14 protein-coding genes are annotated in these 18550 nt (G+C 43.6%); 11 read left to right on the top strand and 3 right to left on the bottom strand.

All coding sequences use genetic code 11. The annotated features are described in order from the left end of the window. Positions 1 to 109: 109 nt before the first annotated feature. The 7 genes from ABDW02_RS12865 to ABDW02_RS12835 all read left to right on the top strand — a co-directional run bounded on the left by ABDW02_RS12865 (position 110) and on the right by ABDW02_RS12835 (position 6276). A complete protein-coding gene (locus ABDW02_RS12865) occupies positions 110 to 1762 on the top strand; it encodes a S8 family peptidase (RefSeq protein WP_343635013.1) in 1653 nt (550 codons plus the stop codon). An 83-nt stretch (positions 1763 to 1845) separates the two neighbouring features. Further along, positions 1846 to 2250: a GNAT family N-acetyltransferase gene (locus tag ABDW02_RS12860; RefSeq protein ID WP_343635011.1), complete on the top strand. Its 405-nt coding sequence runs from the start codon at positions 1846 to 1848 to the stop codon at positions 2248 to 2250. 47 nt (positions 2251 to 2297) lie between these two features. Further along, entirely contained in the window at positions 2298 to 2963 is a 666-nt protein-coding gene (locus ABDW02_RS12855) for a hypothetical protein (RefSeq protein WP_343635010.1), read from the top strand. Between the two features lie 70 nt (positions 2964 to 3033). Next, complete coding sequence (locus ABDW02_RS12850; RefSeq protein ID WP_343635008.1) at positions 3034 to 4179, top strand: two-component regulator propeller domain-containing protein; 1146 nt, start codon at positions 3034 to 3036, stop codon at positions 4177 to 4179. A gap of 7 nt (positions 4180 to 4186) precedes the next feature. Beyond that, positions 4187 to 4684, top strand: a complete 498-nt coding sequence (locus ABDW02_RS12845) for a hypothetical protein (RefSeq protein ID WP_343635006.1) — start codon at positions 4187 to 4189, stop codon at positions 4682 to 4684. Positions 4685 to 4921: 237 nt separating this feature from the next. Beyond that, complete coding sequence (locus ABDW02_RS12840; protein ID WP_343635004.1) at positions 4922 to 5464, top strand: 3'-5' exonuclease; 543 nt, start codon at positions 4922 to 4924, stop codon at positions 5462 to 5464. A gap of 131 nt (positions 5465 to 5595) precedes the next feature. Beyond that, positions 5596 to 6276 carry a hypothetical protein gene (locus tag ABDW02_RS12835; RefSeq protein ID WP_343635002.1) on the top strand — a complete coding sequence of 227 codons (681 nt, stop codon included), beginning with the start codon at positions 5596 to 5598 and terminating at the stop codon, positions 6274 to 6276. A 31-nt stretch (positions 6277 to 6307) separates the two neighbouring features. Here the strand turns inward: ABDW02_RS12835 and rnr are convergent, their stop codons facing one another. Next, a complete protein-coding gene (gene rnr / locus ABDW02_RS12830; RefSeq protein WP_343635000.1) occupies positions 6308 to 8467 on the bottom strand; it encodes a ribonuclease R in 2160 nt (719 codons plus the stop codon). A 68-nt stretch (positions 8468 to 8535) separates the two neighbouring features. After that, a complete protein-coding gene (locus ABDW02_RS12825) occupies positions 8536 to 10746 on the bottom strand; it encodes an SBBP repeat-containing protein (RefSeq protein ID WP_343634998.1) in 2211 nt (736 codons plus the stop codon). Between the two features lie 150 nt (positions 10747 to 10896). Here ABDW02_RS12825 and ABDW02_RS12820 point away from each other — a divergent pair, with 150 nt between their 5' ends. The 3 genes from ABDW02_RS12820 (at position 10897) to ABDW02_RS12810 (ending at position 15837) form a co-directional block, all read left to right on the top strand. Next, positions 10897 to 11415, top strand: coding sequence for a ferritin (locus ABDW02_RS12820; protein WP_343634996.1), 519 nt, complete (start codon positions 10897 to 10899; stop codon positions 11413 to 11415). 181 nt (positions 11416 to 11596) lie between these two features. Then, positions 11597 to 15385: an adenylate/guanylate cyclase domain-containing protein gene (locus ABDW02_RS12815; protein WP_343634994.1), complete on the top strand. Its 3789-nt coding sequence runs from the start codon at positions 11597 to 11599 to the stop codon at positions 15383 to 15385. 62 nt (positions 15386 to 15447) lie between these two features. Next, complete coding sequence (locus ABDW02_RS12810) at positions 15448 to 15837, top strand: hypothetical protein (RefSeq protein WP_343634992.1); 390 nt, start codon at positions 15448 to 15450, stop codon at positions 15835 to 15837. 94 nt (positions 15838 to 15931) lie between these two features. Here the strand turns inward: ABDW02_RS12810 and ABDW02_RS12805 are convergent, their stop codons facing one another. Beyond that, the gene (locus ABDW02_RS12805) at positions 15932 to 16750 is read right to left on the bottom strand and encodes a universal stress protein (RefSeq protein ID WP_343634990.1); all 819 of its coding nucleotides are present in this window, start codon (positions 16748 to 16750) and stop codon (positions 15932 to 15934) included. Positions 16751 to 16906: 156 nt separating this feature from the next. On the opposite strand from ABDW02_RS12805, the gene ABDW02_RS12800 reads away from it, so the two are divergent. Further along, the gene (locus ABDW02_RS12800; RefSeq protein WP_343634988.1) at positions 16907 to 18424 is read left to right on the top strand and encodes a GH3 auxin-responsive promoter family protein; all 1518 of its coding nucleotides are present in this window, start codon (positions 16907 to 16909) and stop codon (positions 18422 to 18424) included. The last annotated feature ends 126 nt before the right edge of the window (positions 18425 to 18550 follow it).

Genomic DNA, 18550 nt, shown 5'->3' with positions numbered 1-18550 from the left:
GCTGGTTCACAGTTTCTGAAATACATTTCCCTCAATAATTGGTTGCGTATACACTTTCATAAGAAGTGGTATTGAAATATTCAGTAGCATTGGTAAAAATTGCTTGCTTATGAAAATTCGTCTACTCTCCATTTTATCTCTTGCTGTTTTTACAGCAACCGCCCAAAATAATCCCGACCGGATTTTACATGTCAAGTTCGAAGACGGAACAGCCGTATATGCAAAAGACGGAAAATTAGTTTCCGAATTTGCGTCATTTCCTGAACTGGCACAATACGGGTATTGGGAACCGTTTTACAACATTCCGGAGGAACTTTTGGATACCTATTACCTGAAAGCAAAGCAAAACCTGAAAAAGAACCTTTCGGACCCGCACACACTGTTCGAATTTCATCTGAATGCGAATGCAGACATTCAATCGGTGAAAAAGGAATTGGAAACACGTTTGTATGCGGTTAAATACGTTAGTATTCCTCCTAAATTGAGCGTTCCGGCCGTACCGAATCTTCAACCGACCCAACTTTACTTATACGACCAGGATCCGGGAATTCATGCGCAGGAATTTTGGAATGCTTATTCGATTTATGGAGCGGGTGTGAAAGTGTGTGACGTAGAATACCTCTTCAACGAGAACCACGAAGATCTTCCTGCTGTCACTATCATCGGACCGCAACCGGAAGATCCGGGTTACGGACCGGATCACGGAACAGCTGTTTTGGGTGAAATCGCTTCTTTGAATGACGGCATCGGAACAACCGGGATTGCTTATCAAAGCCAATTGTATTTTGCGGGAGCATACATCAATGAGGTGTATTACCTGGAAGAGGCGTTGATCAGTACGTTGAGTCAGCTGGACCAGGGTGATGTTGTTTTGATTGAGCAACAGATCATGGCTTTTGAAGGAACGCCAGACGAAGGATTTGCACCTGTTGAATGGTACGAACCTTTTTACGATGCAATCCAGCTGATTTCCGGAAATGGTTTGATCGTAGTGGAAGCAGCAGGAAACGGGAACCGTAACCTGGACGATCCGATGTTTACAGTTGATAATGGGGGGCACTATCCTTTCCTGGAGGAAAACTGGTCGGAAGCTATCATGGTTGGCGCCGGAGCAGTTGGAATTGATGATACTCCGCGTTCCCGTTTGTGGTTCTCCAATTATGGAAGCCGCATCGATTTACAGGGAAACGGGGAAGGAGTTGTGACAACGGGTTACGGTTCTGCCTACGCAGCTGAAGGATTAAACAAAGAATATTCGGATGATTTCGGAGGAACTTCCGGGGCTTCGCCGATCGTGGTCGGAGCAGTAACACTTTTGCAGTCGCTTTCCAGGGATTTAACCGGAAACAGCTTATCGCGGGATGAGATTGCGAACATATTGGTAACTACCGGAAAACCACAGGTAGCCGGAGTATTGTTCCCGGTTACTGAAAAAATAGGCCCTTTGCCGAACATTTTTGCGGCAGGAAACTATTTAACAGACCATTTGGGAGTAGAAGCTTATAATGAAAATGCCTTTTCCGTTTTCCCGAATCCGAATACCGGTTCTTTCTCTGTCTATATTCCCAGCGGGACAGTAAACCAACTGACCCTGAGAGATGTTTCGGGGAAAGAAATTCAGATCGACCGTGTAAAAACAGGTATGGGATTTGAGTTAAGAACGAATAATCATTCGTCCGGACTTCAGGCGGGGATTTATTATCTATCGGTAATTTATAAAGATGGAACGGTAGTTACCAAACCGGTCCAGATTCTTCCATAATTTACGTTTATATGTTTAAAAAGCAGGGGATTTAAATTTTAAATCCCCTGTTGTTTTTATAGGGGTTTTCTTATTTTTAATCCATGGAAAATCTAATGATCACTTCCGACAAAAACCTGCTGGATGTAGCTTACATCACCGATTTTATTTCTAAAACGTATTGGGCCAAAGACCGCAGCCGGGAAACCATGCAAACCTGCATTGATAATTCGCTGAATTTCGGTGTTTTCCTGGACGTGAAACAAATAGGATTTGCGCGTGTTGTAACGGATTACGCGCAGTTTGCTTATTTATTGGACGTGTTTATTGACGAAGCACATCGCGGAAAAGGATATTCGAAACGGTTGATGGAACACATCCTGGAAAATGACTCTCTGAAGAATGTCAAAGTATGGCGCCTGGCTACTACGGATGCACACGGGCTTTACAAGCAGTTCGGGTTCACGGAATTATCGAAACCGGAAAACCTGATGGAATTATTCCGCTAGAAAATCAAAAATTTTTCGGCTCCGCCGGGAAAATAAACAGATCAGAAATGAAAAGAAGACTTTTACTTATTCCGGTAATTCTGTTCCAGATAATCAGCTGTTCTGATTCCGCAAAAAAGGAAAATAACCAGTTCAAAACAGAACAACTTTATAAAGGATATTCCACTAGCGGCGGATATTTATGTTACCTGAAAATTTCACCGGATAACAAAGTGCTGTTTACCTACCAAACAGAAGGAAACAGTGCGTACGGAGAACATTCCGGGACCATCAAAGCCATCAATGATTCAACGTTCCGCATCAGGTGTAAACTGACATTCGGACAGTTTGTGTGTAAAGCACCGAACCTGGATTCTTTGATGATCTTCGTTGATCCACCGTCACTGATCGATAAAAAATCGATCCTGGTACAATACGAGAATGAGGATTTGATGAACCAAAAAAGAATGACTGGTTCGCAGCTTGCTTTTGCCTTCGATGAAAGGCTGTTTAACGAATATACGCCGGCATCCATTTTAACCGATCATACCCATCCGATCACCAATGAACCATTAATAGTCGAAGCCGTTTTTGGAAGTGCCTATGATTTTGTACAGGGAGATGAGGTGAATTTTGACGTCGTTATTTCGGGAGATTCCTTGTACACGGTCGAAGAAGATGCGGTTTTTCAGACAGGAGCATTCCGGCTAAAAAAACAAAAAAATTTAAAGTAATTTACACGAATTTGGCTATCAATCCGTTCTGAAACAGGATATTTACAGTTTACGACAAAAACCAAAAACCATGAAGCGAACCCAACTGATATACATTTTACTTACGCTGATCTCTGTTTCCTGCGGCGCACAGGTTCAAGCGGATTCACCGAAAACAGAAACCGTAAGAACGATCGCACAGCCAAAACTGGTCCGCAGCCAGGGAACGGACGAATACGCCAATGTGCATTGTTCGCTGGAAGACAAAAACGGGAACCTGTGGTTTGGTACAACCGGAGAAGGGCTTTATAAATACGACGGAAAAGAATTTACGAATTTTCTGGTAAAAGATGGGTTGAGCAGCAATCATGTGTGGTGTGCTTATGAAGATAATACCGGAAAGCTGTGGTTCGGTACGGACGACGGAGTTTGTTGCTACGATCCTGCATCTCCTTCAAAAGGCTTTACGACTTATCGTTTGGAAGGTAAAATCTCTGCTGTGGATTACAAACACCAGAAAAATCCCGTTCACGCCATCTACCAGGACAAAAGCGGACAATTTTGGTTCGGAACAGATCATGGCGTGTTTAAATCGGTGTTACAGACAAACAAAGAATCCTCAGAAAACGAATGGTCATTTGTTCCGTTTTTTAGCGGGAACAATTTGATCGTCAACCCAAAAAACCTGCATCTGAGAGGTATTTCAGCAATTATCCAGGACCAATCAGGGAAAATGTGGTTTGCTTCCTGGAACAATGAAGGCGCCTGCTCTTTTGACGGAAAAGCGCTGACCAATTTCGAACCCAACGGCGACAACATGGTGTATTCCCTGCTGGAAGACAAAGCAGGAAATTTGTGGTTCGGAACTCGGGAGCACGGAGTTTGCAGATACGACGGAATCGGTCCGCAAAAATCCTACACCAATTTTGCAGATATTGCCACATTCAGTACCAGCAGTATTGCTTCCATGGTCGAAGATAAAAACGGACAGATCTGGTTCGGAACAGAATTCGGAAGCGGATCTCTTGAAGATAAAAAGGGCGGTGTATGGCGCTACGATCCGAAATCCAATGCCTTCACCAATTTCACCGTGGCAGGCGACGGATTGACAAACAATTCGGTTTTTACCGTTTTGAAAACACGCTCCGATGATTTCTGGTTCGGGACCCGCAACATGGGTTTGTGTAAATTCGATCCGGCAGCGAAAGGAAAGAAATTTGTGGTATTTTCAGAATAAAGAGAAGATGAGAAAAGTCAGCGCGATAGTAGTTTTTGCCCTTGCAGCAATCCTTGTTTCCTGTGAAGGAAAATCCGGAGATGCGGATAAAAAAGCGGATAATATTTCTACAACGTATTCTTCGGACGTTGAAAAGTTGGGAAAGCTGATTAACCTGAAAAAATACAACCCGACGGAAGTAACATTTAAGCACACGGTAATCGATAATTCCGGTGAGAAAGACCGTGTTTCGGTTCCGGGACCATCCGATTATTCGCTGCAGGCGGTGCTTTATTTTGATTCTGCAACCTTCGAAAGCATGCTGGATGTAAGCAGGAAATCAAACTATACACCAACCGATTACAGCCAGGAAGATTTTCAGTTCGATTTTCTCAGCAAGGAAATTTCCGAAGAGTTGGATCGGTCAAACAAAAACTACCACGGCCTTCCGGATCTGTTTTTCGGATCAGGCGGAAGTATCTGGATGCTGGACAAAAAAGTGCTGCTTCTGAGTTCAAGCCGATAAGATCAAAGCATAAGAATAGTATCTGCGGTAATCTATTAAATCTGCGAGCTTTTAGCTCACGCAGATTCTATTGATTTCGCGGATTTATCATGATTCATTCTGTTTCATTACTTTTGTCCCATAAAATAATATCCGCATAGCCGGAAACCTGCGACTACCGAACCTGAATCATTCATTTTGCCGGGGAATTTTCCAGAAAGGAAAGTCGTGTTTGATTAACAATTTAAACAACAAAAAATGGCAAAAAAACTAGACAAAATTATTGTGATTGACGTGGAAGCCACGTGCTGGAATTCCGCTCCACCAGTGGGAATGACCAACGATATTATCGAATTCGGGATTTGTCTGCTCGATGTTCATTCGGGAGAGATTTCCGATAACCGTGGAATCCTGGTGATCCCGGAACGTTCGGAGATCAGCGAATTCTGCACGGAATTAACAACCATTACTCCGGAGATGATCCGCCGGGAAGGAATTTCTTACAAAGAAGCGTGCGCGATCATTCGAAAGGAATACGACGGACAGAGCAGGGCGTGGGCCAGTTTTGGTGCTTACGATCTGAAACACATTCAGCGCCAGTGTTCCGAATTAGGTGTCGGTTATCCGCTCGGACCTTCACACATCAACGTGAAAACACTTTTCGCCCTGAAAAACAAACTGGGTCATGAAAAAGGAATGGACGGAGCACTTCAACACCTGCAGATCAAACTGGAAGGAACGCATCACCGCGGAGTTGACGATGCAAGGAACATTGCGAAAATTCTCCGGACGCTGTTGTAATGATTCTTCTTTCAGGAAAAAATCCTCACTCTGTTTCTCATTGAATCCGAAACGATCAGCCGCGGCTGACTGCTTTGAATTTTCGTCCTGAGATATTCTGAAAGAAGTTATTTTTAGAATAAATATTCAATATGCGACTGAACCCAGCAATTTATTTACCCCTTTTCCTGGTATTGTTTTCCTGCGGGAATCCGACCCCGAAAGAAGAGAAGGCAAGCACCACTAAATCGGAAGCTGTAAAACAGGCAGAACCAACTCCTAAAGAATCCAGGGAAGTGGAAAAACCGGACAAATCGGCCGTGAATTTGAAAAAGCAATTTGCGGGTTATGAGTTCCGGTTCGGGTACAAAAAATACGACCCGGATAGCTTCGATAATCCGGGCTATCTAACCGTTCTCCGCGACGGAAAAATCATTTTCGAAGACACCTTTGAAGGCGAAGGAGACGTTTCTGTGAAGTCCCTGGGGAATCACAAACTAGCCGGGAAGAAACTCGTTTTTACGCTGAATTACGGAACAGCTGCCTGTGATTATACCCAAACTTCCAACTATTATGTGGTCGATACCGATCACAAGGTTCATGGGCTGAAGAATTGCTATTCTTCCTGCGGCGGAGATGGGTATGCCTGTCATATTTTCACGCATATTTTCCCGGAAGATTCACTGGGCAAGCCGAATACGATTTTCTTCGCCGAAGGATTTGTCTACAACGAGCACGACCAGGAAGACCAGATCGATACCACACAGATTTCTTTTTCGAAAGGATCGTTCAAAATGAAAAAACTGACAAACCACCTGAAACAGGAGAACTAAAACGATGTTCTGGAAAACCGGTTCTGATTAATTAGTCCGCAACCGAAACCAATTCCAGGTCAATTGTGCGTTTTTTCGGGCTCACTTCCGAAATCTTTACACGCACCGAATCCCCGAAATGGAACGTTTTCCCGGTTTTCTGGCCAACTATCGTCATGGTCTTTTCATCGAATGAAAAACGGTCTCCCGGAATTTCCTGCAGCGGAACCATTCCTTCACAAGCGTTTTCGGTCATACGCACAAACAGCCCGAATTCTGCCAACCCGGAAACAATTCCGTCGAATTCTTCCCCGATCTTGTCGTGAACAAACACGACCTGGAAGTACTTATTGGATTCGCGTTCTGCTTCCGTCGCTTTGCGCTCCGTGCGCGAAATGCGCTTACAGATATCTTCCAGTGCCTGGTTGTATTTGTGCGGGCGGTGTTCCAGGCATTCCAGCAGAATACGGTGTACCATCAAATCCGCATATCGACGGATTGGTGAAGTGAAGTGCGTATAATATTGGAAAGCCAACCCGTAATGACCGATGTTGTCTGTGTCGTAAGTGGCTTTAGCCATGCTCCGGATTGCCATTTGCTGAATGATGCTGTATTCGTTTTTCAAACGGATATCGTTGAGCAATTTATTGATGCTTTGCGCTGCTTTCTCCGGGCTCGTAAATTCCAGGGAATAGCCGAATTTATCTAAAAATAAACTGAATAATGCGATTTTCTCCGGATCCGGCTTGTCGTGAACGCGGTAAACGAACGGCACGGGATCTTTCCCTTTTTGCGGCATCCCGACATACATCGCAACCCGTTTATTGGCCAAAAGCATGAACTCTTCAATAAGCTGATGCGCGTCTTTCGAAACCTTCACTACCACATCCACCGGTTCTTTGTTTTCATCCAGTTTGAAACGGATTTCTTCCGAATTAATCATCAATGCACCATTCTTAAATCGCTCTTTTCGATAGATTTTTGCGATATTATCTAAAATGTGCAATTCTTCCTTGTAGGGACCTTCTGCTCCTTCCAGGATTTCCTGTGCATCTTCATAAGCAAAACGGTGATCGGAATGAATGACTGTTTTCCCGAACCATTCTTTGTATAATTTTCCTTTTTCATCCAGTTCGAAAACTGCTGAGAAAGTAAACTTATCTTCCTTCGGTCGTAGGGAACAAACCATGTTTGAAAGCTGTTCCGGAAGCATCGGGATCACGCGGTCTACCAGGTAAACGGAATTTCCGCGCTTGTAAGCTTCCTTGTCCATAGCAGAATCGGGCTTCACGTACTGGCTCACGTCTGCAATGTGTACACCGATTTCGTAGTGGCCATTTTCGAGTTTCCGGATCGACAAAGCATCGTCAAAATCCTTGGCGTCAACCGGGTCGATGGTAAAGGTCAGGATATCGCGGAAATCACGTCTTTTGGCAACTTCCACCGGATCGAGCTCAAGAGTTACCTGTTCAGCTTCGCTCATCACGTCGTCACCAAACTCGATAGGAATTCCCTGGCTCACCAGGATAGAAATCATCTCGTTGTCGTGGATCGAATTTCCGCCCAAAGTCTGGATCACTTCCCCGAAAGGAAACTCCGCAGATTTCGGCCAAACGGTAATTTTTACCAGCGCTTTATCCTTGTTTTTGGCTTTATTCAATTTCTCGAACGGAATGTAAATCTTCACGCCCGTTTTGGTATTGTCCGGAATTAAGAAAGCGTGTTTGTCGTAAATGTGAATCGTTCCCACGAATTGAGTCCGTTCACGGGAAACCACTTCCATGACCTTTCCTTCCGGCCTGTTGCCGCTCTTTTTGGTCAATGCAACACGAACAATATCTCCGTGAATAGCATGCCCGATGTTGTGCGGAGCAATGAAGATATCCGGTTCATTTTTTCCAACGGTCACGAATCCGGAACCACGCTGTGTAAGCTCCAGTTCTCCTTCGATAGTTTCGGTCGTATTGGAATAGCCATAAGTTTCGTGTCCGCTTTTACGCAGGAAACCTTCCGTTTCCAGTTCTCGCAGCAAAGCCACCACCAGTTTGCGGGACTCGCTGTCGTGAATATGCAGCAAACTGCACACCTGTTTGTAATTCAAAAGGGCGTCCTGGTGCTGTTCAAATAATTTTCGAATAATATGATATAGTCCGGTCTTTAACTTCTTGGTCGATTTATCTTTTACTTTTTTTGTTGGTCTTTTTTTACCCATAATTTGTCTTGTACTGTAAAAATACGAAACCGAAACGACATTCAGCGGTTTGAAACCTCCAACCCAAATTATTGTTTTACAAATGTCAAAACCGTTCCTGAAGAAGAAGTAATGAAATAAACACCGGCTGTAAGTTTACTTAAGCTAATAGTGTTACCGCCAGCTGTTAACTGTTCGGTTTGAATAATCTTTCCGGAAATATCTGCGAATTGAATGGTCACACTTTCCGGAGTTTCTATGAATAGATTTTCGAGGACAGGGTTCGGATATATCTTCAGGCCATTTTGTTCTTCGGATTCCAATCCTACAGTTGTTACAGTAATACAACCCGATGTTTCCGTACAACCGTTTACGGTGATTTCCACCGCGTAATTCCCATTAGTTGCCGGAGTAAAGGATTGTGCTGTTGCCCCGGGAATAGGAGCATTGGCATTGTCGCAGTCCAACCACTGATAAGTTGCCCCGGTTTGATTGGAACTCAAAGTAATTCCGTTAACGGAAACGAGCGTATTCACAATGACGGTGAGGTTTAAAGTAACAACTGAATCACAGCCATTCGCTCCTCCATTCGGAATGGTATGGGTTGCGACAGTACTTGTAGCGTATGTTTGCCCATTTCCGTTCGTCCAGGTAAAAGGGCCGCAAACCGTTTCAGAAACCGTTGAAGTTGCCAGCGGAATCACAGTCAAATTCAAGGTAATAACGGAATCACAATTGGCGGAATTTGCAAGTGTAAATGTAGCGGTATCGGTTGATGCGCTGTAAGTGATGCCATCAATCCAGGTGTAAGGGCCGCAGGAAATAATGGAATCCGTAACAGAATCCGGTTGACAGGGTTCGAGTTTCAGGATAAAAGCGTCGTAGCTACCAACGGAAGTCAGGTTGAATATTCCTGCTCCCGGGTCAAAATCGGTTGTTCCAACTCCGAAATATCCGGTTGTGTATACATTTTCGGATGCGTCGACAGCAATATCATTTCCCGAGTCCCAGTTCAATCCACCCAGGGCTTTTGCCCAAATAAAATTTCCGTTCGGATCAAAACGGGTGATAAATGCATCGTAGTTTGCAACTGCGGTAAGGTTTTTAATTCCTGTACCCGGGTTAAAATCAATGGTCCCGAAAAAATATCCGGTTGAATAAACATTCCCTGAAGCATCTGTTGCAACGGATTCCCCTACAATGTGACCGGATGTTGCACCGATATTTTTTGCCCAGACAAAATCTCCGTTCTCATCCCACTTCGAAATAAAAAGATCATATCCTCCGGAAGAAATAGAAGTAAGATTATAAGTTCCCGCTTCCGGATCAAAATCAATCTCCCCGTCAAAAGAACCTATGGTATAACTATTTCCCGTTCCATCAATGGCGATGGATTTTCCAAGAACAAGGCCATTTCCTTCTATGGCTTTTACCCAGATAAAATTTCCGTCGGGATCCAGTTTTGCCATAAACGTTTCGAAAACAGATGCAAGAAGGTAAGAGATTCCTGTTCCCGGATCAAAGTCAATTGCTCCTGTATAATAACCGGTAGTATAAATATTCCCTGATGCGTCAACGGCAGAAGATGTAACGGTATGCTGATCTGCCCCTTCAAAGCACTTAACCCACAAGAAGTTTCCGTCTATATCTAATTTTAATACGAAAATATCACCGCTACCTGCTGTTGAGGTAACAGAATTCGTTCCCATTCCGGGATCAAAATCAACGGTTCCCTGAAAATTTCCAGTTACAAACACATTTCCGGATGCATCCAAAACGGTTGACTTTCCGGTGTCTTCAGTTGTACCTCCTATGCCTGCAGCCCAGAGAAAATTTCCATTCGTATCCAGTTTTAGGACGAAAACATCACTACCGCCAACGGAAGTCAGGTTATAAACGCCCGTTTGCGGGTTAAAATCAACGGTTTGCTTAAAAACGCCCATCACGCATACATTCCCGGATGCGTCCAAAGCAATGGAAGAACTGTTGTCATAAGAAATTCCTCCTATACTTACAGCCCAGAGAAAGTTTCCGTTCATATCCGTTTTTGAAATAAAAACATCTGCATCTCCCTGTGAGGTCAGGTTATAGATCCCTGGCCCCGGATCAAGATCTATAGTTTCCTGAAAAGTTCCGGTGGTATAACTATTTCCAGATGCATCCGTGGTAATTGCATTTCCATAATCGGAATACATTTCACCAAAACCGGTTGCCCACTCAAAAGCAACACTTTGGGAATAAAGGCTGTTGGTTGCAAAATAACCGAAGGAAAAGAGAAGGTAGAACAGTGTTTTTTTCATAGAAATTGATTTTTTGGCAGTCTCCGGAATTTTTTGAATTCCCTCTTAATTCGGGAGGTTGTGTAAAAATAAGATTTATTACCTGCGAAGATGCCTGATTTTAAGCTTAAAATTTTAACTTTGATAGAAACTGAACAAAAATTTATAACAATGAATAAGCGAATTGAAGCGGCATTAAATGATCAAATTCAAAAAGAATCCTCTTCCTCTCAATATTACCTGGCAATGGCTTCCTGGGCAGAAACAAAAGGTCTGAACGGGATTGCAAAGTTCATGTATGCACATTCAGACGAAGAGCGTTTCCACATGTTGAAGCTGATCAAATTCGTTAATGAACGCGGAGGAGTAGCTGTTGTTCCCGCAATTCCGGAACCGCCAAGAGAATACGATTCCCTGGAGCGCGTTTTTGAATTGTTGCTGGAACACGAGGTGGGGGTTTCTGAAAGCATCAACAACGTAGTTGACGCATGTTTGCAGGAAAAAGATTATTCCACACACAATTTTATGCAATGGTATGTTTCCGAACAATTGGAAGAGGAAGCACTGGGAAGAAGTATCCTGGATAAATTGCGTTTGATCGGTGGCGATAAAGGAGGTCTTTACCTGTTTGACCGCGATATGGAAGCTGCAGGAGCAGCAAAAAGTGCCGGTACTGAACAGAAAGCTTAAAGCCTGACAGTGAAACTTTTTCAGTGAATTATTCGTTGAAATAAACGAAATTAAGTACTCTATGCTCGTTCGATTACTAGGAATTGGAGCTGTTGTTGCGTTTGCTACTACTAGCGCGGTAAGTCAAGTATCGTATCGTTTTAGAAATTTTTCTATTAACGATGGACTCTCACAGAGTTCCGTGACGACTATTGTGCAGGATGAAGCCGGGACTTTGTGGCTCGGAACGCAGGACGGTTTGAACCGGTTTGACGGACAACAGTTTGAAGTATTTACCTCAGATGATACTCCCGGATTGGGAAGTTCCTATATTCACTGCGGTTTAAAAGACCAAACCGGTCAATTGTGGTTCGGAACGGCAGACGGTATTTCGATCTATGATCCCAAAAAAGAAACCTTCCGGTCGCTTCTGGCTTCAGACGATAACAACCTTTCCATCGAAAGTATTTCGGAAGAACAAAACGGCAACATTTGGGTCGGTTCTTCCACAAACGGACTGGCAAAGTACGATCGAAGCACCAAAAAAATAGCGTTCCTAACCGGTGCGATTCCTTCCAAACGCATTCATTACATCAAGTTTGTTTCGAAAGATCAGCTGGTAGTTTCCTTTGAAGATGTGGGTGTGTATGTCTACAACGTGAAAACAAAAACATGGAAACAACTCACACCGCCAAATGGCCAGAAAACGTGGCTGGTTTCCGATGTAGAACCTTTTACCGAAAGCAGTTTCGTTTTATCCAGTAACGAAGGCCTTTGGTTATTCGACAATCAGAGCTACAAACTGATTCCGTTCTTAAAGTTTATCGGGAAAGATTACGGGATCGAAGAGTTCTCGGATGTGTATGTGAAATCGGTTAACGAATTCTACATCGCAACGGTAAACAACGGGTTGATCAGCGTGAACAACACCCGTGACGGTTACCGCATTACACTCAGTAAAAAAGACATTTTCCAGAAGAACGCGATCCTGTTTAACGAGCTCAACGAATTGTTTTGCGATGAGAACGGAACGATCTGGATCGGAACACTGAGAGGTTTGAGTGGATTCAACCCGAAAAACGATTCGTTTTTTGGTGTTGGTCCTGCTGCCAACCTGAACACAGGCTTACCTTCCGAAAGTGTTTGGGGATTTGCGGAATCAACTGATTTCTCCAAAGTTTACATCGCTACCGATTTTGCCATTTCCGAATTGGACCGCAAAACTGGGAAGTTCAAGCATTATTACATTTCGAAATCCGAAGATTTCAATGAAAACAGCATTGTTTCAATTCACCACATTACAGACAATCATTTTTTGATCGGCGCCAATGACGGATTGTATGAATTGAAGATCAAGAACGGAAACGGGGTATTTAAAAAGATCAACTACAAAGGCATTTCGAATCCTTCCGGTTTTCAGCGTGTTTATAACATTACTCCTTACAAGCAGTCTCAGTTTTTCTTGGCAACAAAAGGAGGTGTTTTATTGTATGACCTTAAAACGGGAGAATTCAAACCTTTTGTATACGACCCGAAAAAGCCCAAAACCACCATTGGTGCCGGGGTTTGCCGGGTTGCCTATAAAGGATTGAACGACACTTATTATTTTGCAACGGGAGTCGGGGGAATCAATATCCTTTCGGCAGACAAAAAAGGGGAAGAGCGCATCGTTCCTTACCCGATGAACAAATCCATTCTGAAGGCAAGCCGAGACGTAATCTCCAGTATTTACCAGGAAAATGAAACAACCCTGTGGCTGGGTTCTTCCGGATCGGGATTGCTGAGACTCAACCTGCAAAGCGGGAAAGTTACGGCGTACACGCGCAAGCAAGGTTTGCCGAATAATTTTGTTTACGGGATTCTTCCTGATAAACGCGGGAACTTGTGGCTGAGTACCAACAAAGGACTATGCAAATTCAACATTTCCGAAGAAAACTGCACGAATTATTCGGAAGTAAACGGATTGATGAGCAACGAATTTAACACCGGTGCTTACCTGCTTTCCGGGAACGGGGAAATGTATTTCGGAGGAATTGAAGGATACAATTTTTTCAACCCGGAGAATTTGCAGGAACTGAAAGACAAAGTATACGTCAACTTTTTGAAATTCCGCTTCGATGACCAATGGTTGAAACCGGGCGACAAAGATGCACCGTTCAAGCAATCCTTTTTTTACCATCCGGATATCAAGCTGGGATATAACGAGCGTAGTTTTACCATCCGCTTCTTACCCACAGACTTGATAAACCGCGACCTGCTGCAATTCAAATACGAATTGGAAGGGTTGGATGAAGGTTCCGTTTTCCTGGGTTCTTCGAGTGAGATTCACTTCACATCCCTGACTCCGGGATCTTATATCCTGAAAGTATATGTGAAAAGTATCGACGGAAACTGGGTCCAGGCTTCTTCGCAAATGAATATCGAAATCGCCGCACCGTTTTGGTGGAAATGGTGGTTCTGGGTCATTGTTCTGATCGTTTTGACTTTGTTGATTATCATTTTCATCCGTTCACGAATCGATTTGGCTAGAAGAGACCAGGTTCGCCTGGAAATGAAGATCGTGGAAAGAACAAAGGAGATCCGAGCTCAGAACATGAAGATCGAATCTCAGAAAAAAGTCATCGAAGAAGAAAAAACGAAAGTAGAGGAACAAAAACGCTTGCTGCAGATCGAAAAAGATAAAACAGAAACCTTACTCCGGAACATCATCCCGGAATCTACTGCAGAAGAGCTGAAAACAAAAGGAAGAGCTTCGGCCCGGGCATACAAAACGGTTTCGGTATTGTTTACGGATTTCGTCGGGTTTACCAAGATTGCAGAAGGGTTGAAACCAACCGATCTGGTAAACAAACTGGACGTATATTTCCGCAAGTTCGATGAGATCATTGTAAAGAATAACCTGGAGAAAATCAAAACCATCGGTGATGCATACATGTGTGCCGGAGGTGTTCCGGTGAGAAACAACACCAACCCGATCGATGCGGTATTGGCCGCGCTCCAGATCCAGGATTACATGAATACCCTGCGGGAGGAAGCGTTGAAAAACGGGGAAGAATATTGGGAATTGCGCCTCGGGATCAATACGGGGGAAGTGACCGCCGGAGTAATCGGTTCGGAAAGATTGGCCTACGATATCTGGGGAGCTACCGTGAACCAGGCACAACGGATGGAAATGATGGGCGAACCGGGAAGAGTGACCATTTCGGGATCAACCTTTAAACTCATAGAACCCTATTTTGAATGTACGTATCGCGGAAAGGTAAAAACAAAGAGTAAGGGCCTGATCGAAATGTTCACGGTGGAACGCATCAAACCGGAACTTTCCATAAACGGTGAAGGACTTTATCCGAATGACCGTTTCCAGCAGATTGTCAACCTGCATTTATACAGTAGTATCAATTATTACAAAGCAGAACGGCACATCATCAAAGTGCTGGAAAAAGGTTTATCACCGATGCTTCACTATCATAGTATCGAACACACGAAAGACGTGGTGCGGGCGGTAGAGCGTTATGCTTTACTGGAAGGAGTAACCGATGAAGGGTTATTCCTCTTGAAATCCGCTGCGACTTACCACGATGCGGGGTTTGTGGAAAGCTATGAGAAAAATGAACCGATCGGAGCGCGCATGGCGGAAGAGATTCTTCCGAAATACGGGTACTCGGATCAGCACATTGCCCAGATCAAAGAACTGATCTTCGTGACACAGATTCCGCATCAGCCGAAAAATAAACTGGAACAAATCATTTGTGATGCCGATCTGGATTACCTGGGAAGAGATGATTTTCATGAAATTTCCGACAGGTTGAGAAGAGAGTTGCGTGAACACGGAAAAATTGAAGGTGACAGACAATGGGACCACATGCAGGTTGCATTCCTGAATATGCATAAATATTTCACCCCTACAGCAATTGCCAGCAGACAGGCCAAGAAGATGCAAAACCTCAAAGAAGTGGAAGAGCGCCTGGCAAGGAACGAGTATAAAGATTGATCGGGTGACTATTTGATTAGGTGAAATAAAAAAACAAGCCTATTTTTGATAAAAATTTGACGATGAAATTTGGTGTTTTCGGATTAGTGGTGTTGTTGATTTGCAGCTGCGGGAAAGATACGGTAGAACCTTCCAACAATATTGAGGGAACCTGGAGATGGCTTTCCACCGTACAGGATTCGACTTTCGGGGAAGATACGTCTACTTCTTCAAATACTCAGGTTTTAAACCTGTTGGATTACAAGAATATGGATTGGAAACGAAACGACACCACTTATTATAATGGCGTTTATATCTATGGCATGAAAATGTCGCAGACGCTGGGAGTCAAAAAACTCATGATGAAATTGAGCGGTATTTCCTATGGATTTATGCTAAACCATGTCGGAGACACACTTTGGGTTCAGGAAGACCGCGTAGGAGGATTCACCTACCGGTTCTATAAAGACTAAAAAAGGTCTTCGATTCTGCTCAGGAACCCTGGAAGATAAAACAAAACCCGTTCAGAATATCCGAACGGGTTTTTTATTGCTGTTGATTTATTTCTTAGCTGAATAAAACGCTGCTTCCGTATTTTCCTGCAACAGGATTTACGATCAATGTCGGGATCTGTGCATCATTTGTAAGGATGTACTGCTCATGGTTTGCAGTAATTACACCCAGCATATTGTTGCGGTTCAAGTTCATGATCGCGATCAGATCGGCATCCAGAGATACGGCATGCTTCACCACTTCTTTATCAAATCCGCTGTTGGGAACAACCTTCGTGGTTACGTCAATACCTCTTTCGTGGAAGAAACGAACGGCAAATTGAATGTTTGCTTTTACCTGGTGGCGCAAGAACTCATCCGATTCGTCCGGAGTAATTACGTGAACACGTGATTTAAAATAAGTAGCGATGTTGGCAACATAAGCCAGCTTTTGCTTCGTTTCTTTATTCAAATCCAACGGAACCACGATGTCGTCATAACCCGTGTCTCTGATCGGTTTTTCCTGAACAACGATAAAAGGAACCGTTGAATGTGTAATTACTTTCAGGGCATGGCTTCCCGTGATGTGCTGCCACCCGGTTTGACCGTGCGTACCCATGAAGATCAGTTCCGCGTGATTCTCCGATGCAAAATCGCCGATATCATCAAAAATATTTCCTACGCGAACGTAAGGAGTTATTTTTATTGGTCCCTTGTGCTGTTCTACAACGCCATTTAATTTTTCTTCTGCCTCACTAACAGCCTTGTCTTTTGCTACAACATGTAACAACAAGATCTCAGCACCGGTAATTTTTGCAGTGTTAATTGCATGGTTCAGAGCATTTTCCGCAACCGGGGTAAAATCATGGGGAACAATAATGGTCTTTTTTTCCATAAGGAGTATTTGTGGGTTTTATATAGTAGTGCAAATGTAATCAAAGCATTAGAAGCATGATTCTATTTCCTGATTCAATATTAAAAATAAGACGTTAATAAAACAATAAGTCGTGGTTTTTTCTCACTTTTGTAGGATTACAAAAAAGGAGAAAAGATGCCAATAATCGGGAAATTACTGAAGAAGACTACCGAATTCTCGGCGCGGAGAAATGCGTTGAAAGGACTTGATTTCAAAGACCAGATTAAAGTTCTCTCAAAACTTTTAAAATTCGCCCAGGAAACAAAATTTGGCTATCACTATGATTTCCAATCTATTCTGGATTCACCCAATTTGGTGGAGGAGTTTCAAAAAACAATTCCGATCCGCGACTATGATCAGTTCTATCAAACTTGGCTGCACCGTTGCCTGGATGATGAGGAAGATGTTATCTGGCCGGGGAAAATCAAATATTTTGCACTTTCTTCCGGAACAACCGGTTCGCCAAGCAAACGGATTCCCGTTACCAAACAAATGATCCGCTCGTTTCAGCGCAACACGATCAAGCAATTTACGGCGACAGCCGATCTGAACCTATCCGATGGGTTTTATCAGAAATCGTTTATTGGGGTGGGTGGATCTTCCAAACCGGAAAAAAAAGGAAAGCACTTTGAAGGTGATCTGTCGGGTATTCTGAAGAAACACACTTCGGTTGTATTGCTTCCACTTACCAAACCGGATGCGGAAACAGCAGCAATTAAGGACTGGAACAAAAAGCTGGACCGGATGGTGGAAAAAGCGCCGGAATGGGATATCAGTTCCATTGCAGGGATCCCGAGCTGGTGCATCATGCTCATGGAACGCATCATTGAAAAATACAAAGTAAATACCATCCACGATATCTGGCCAAACCTGGAGCTATACCTTTCCGGTGGAGTATTCATGGAACCATACCTGCATCGTTTTGAGAAAGTATGTGGCAAGAAAGTACATATTCTGAATACCTATCTCGCTTCCGAAGGCTATTTTGCCTACCAGAAAAGACCGGATAGCAATGGCATGCAATTGCTGCTGAAATCGGGGATCTTCTTCGAGTTTGTTCCGTTTAACCGCGATAATTTTGATGAGTATGGAAACCTGAAACCGGAAGCGAAAGCGCTGACTGTTGATGAGGTAACAACCGGGGAAGATTACGCGCTGGTGATTTCAACAAACGCCGGACTGTGGCGCTACCTGGTTGGAGATTTAGTCCAGTTTGTAGACCTGGAACGTCGTGAAATCCGCATTACCGGGCGTATTAAGCAATATATGAGCCTGGTCGGGGAGCACTTGTCTTTGGATAATATCAACACTGCCGTCATGAAAGCCGGTGAAAAGCTGGATGTGGCTATCCCGGAATTTTGTTTGTATGCCAATTCGAAAGAACAGCGGCATTATTGGTGTTTCGGTACAGATAAACCGATGGACAACGAATTGGTAATGAAAACCGTAGATGAATTCCTGTGTGAGCTCAATGACGATTATGCTTCCGCCCGAAAATACGATACCCTGAAAAAACCGGCTTCTTATCAAACAGATGTCAAGAACTTCTATAAATTCATGGAAGAAAAAGGAAAACTGGGATCACAGAATAAATTCCCGCGCGTGATGAACGAGCACCAGGCAAAAGAATGGAGGTTGTTCCTGGGAGTTTAGGCTGAAATCCTATTTTTTGCCACGAATGCACGAATTATTGCTCGGCTAAAGCACTCACCACGTACATTATTTTTGGTTTAATTTATTTGTAATTGAAGAAGAGAAGACAAGGGCGACTGGTAAGCG

It is taken from the genome of Fluviicola sp., from assembly GCF_039596395.1.
GTDB lineage: Bacteria > Bacteroidota > Bacteroidia > Flavobacteriales_D > Crocinitomicaceae > Fluviicola.
Note: the sequence above shows the minus strand (reverse complement) of the source record. Positions and strands in the feature narration are given on the sequence as shown.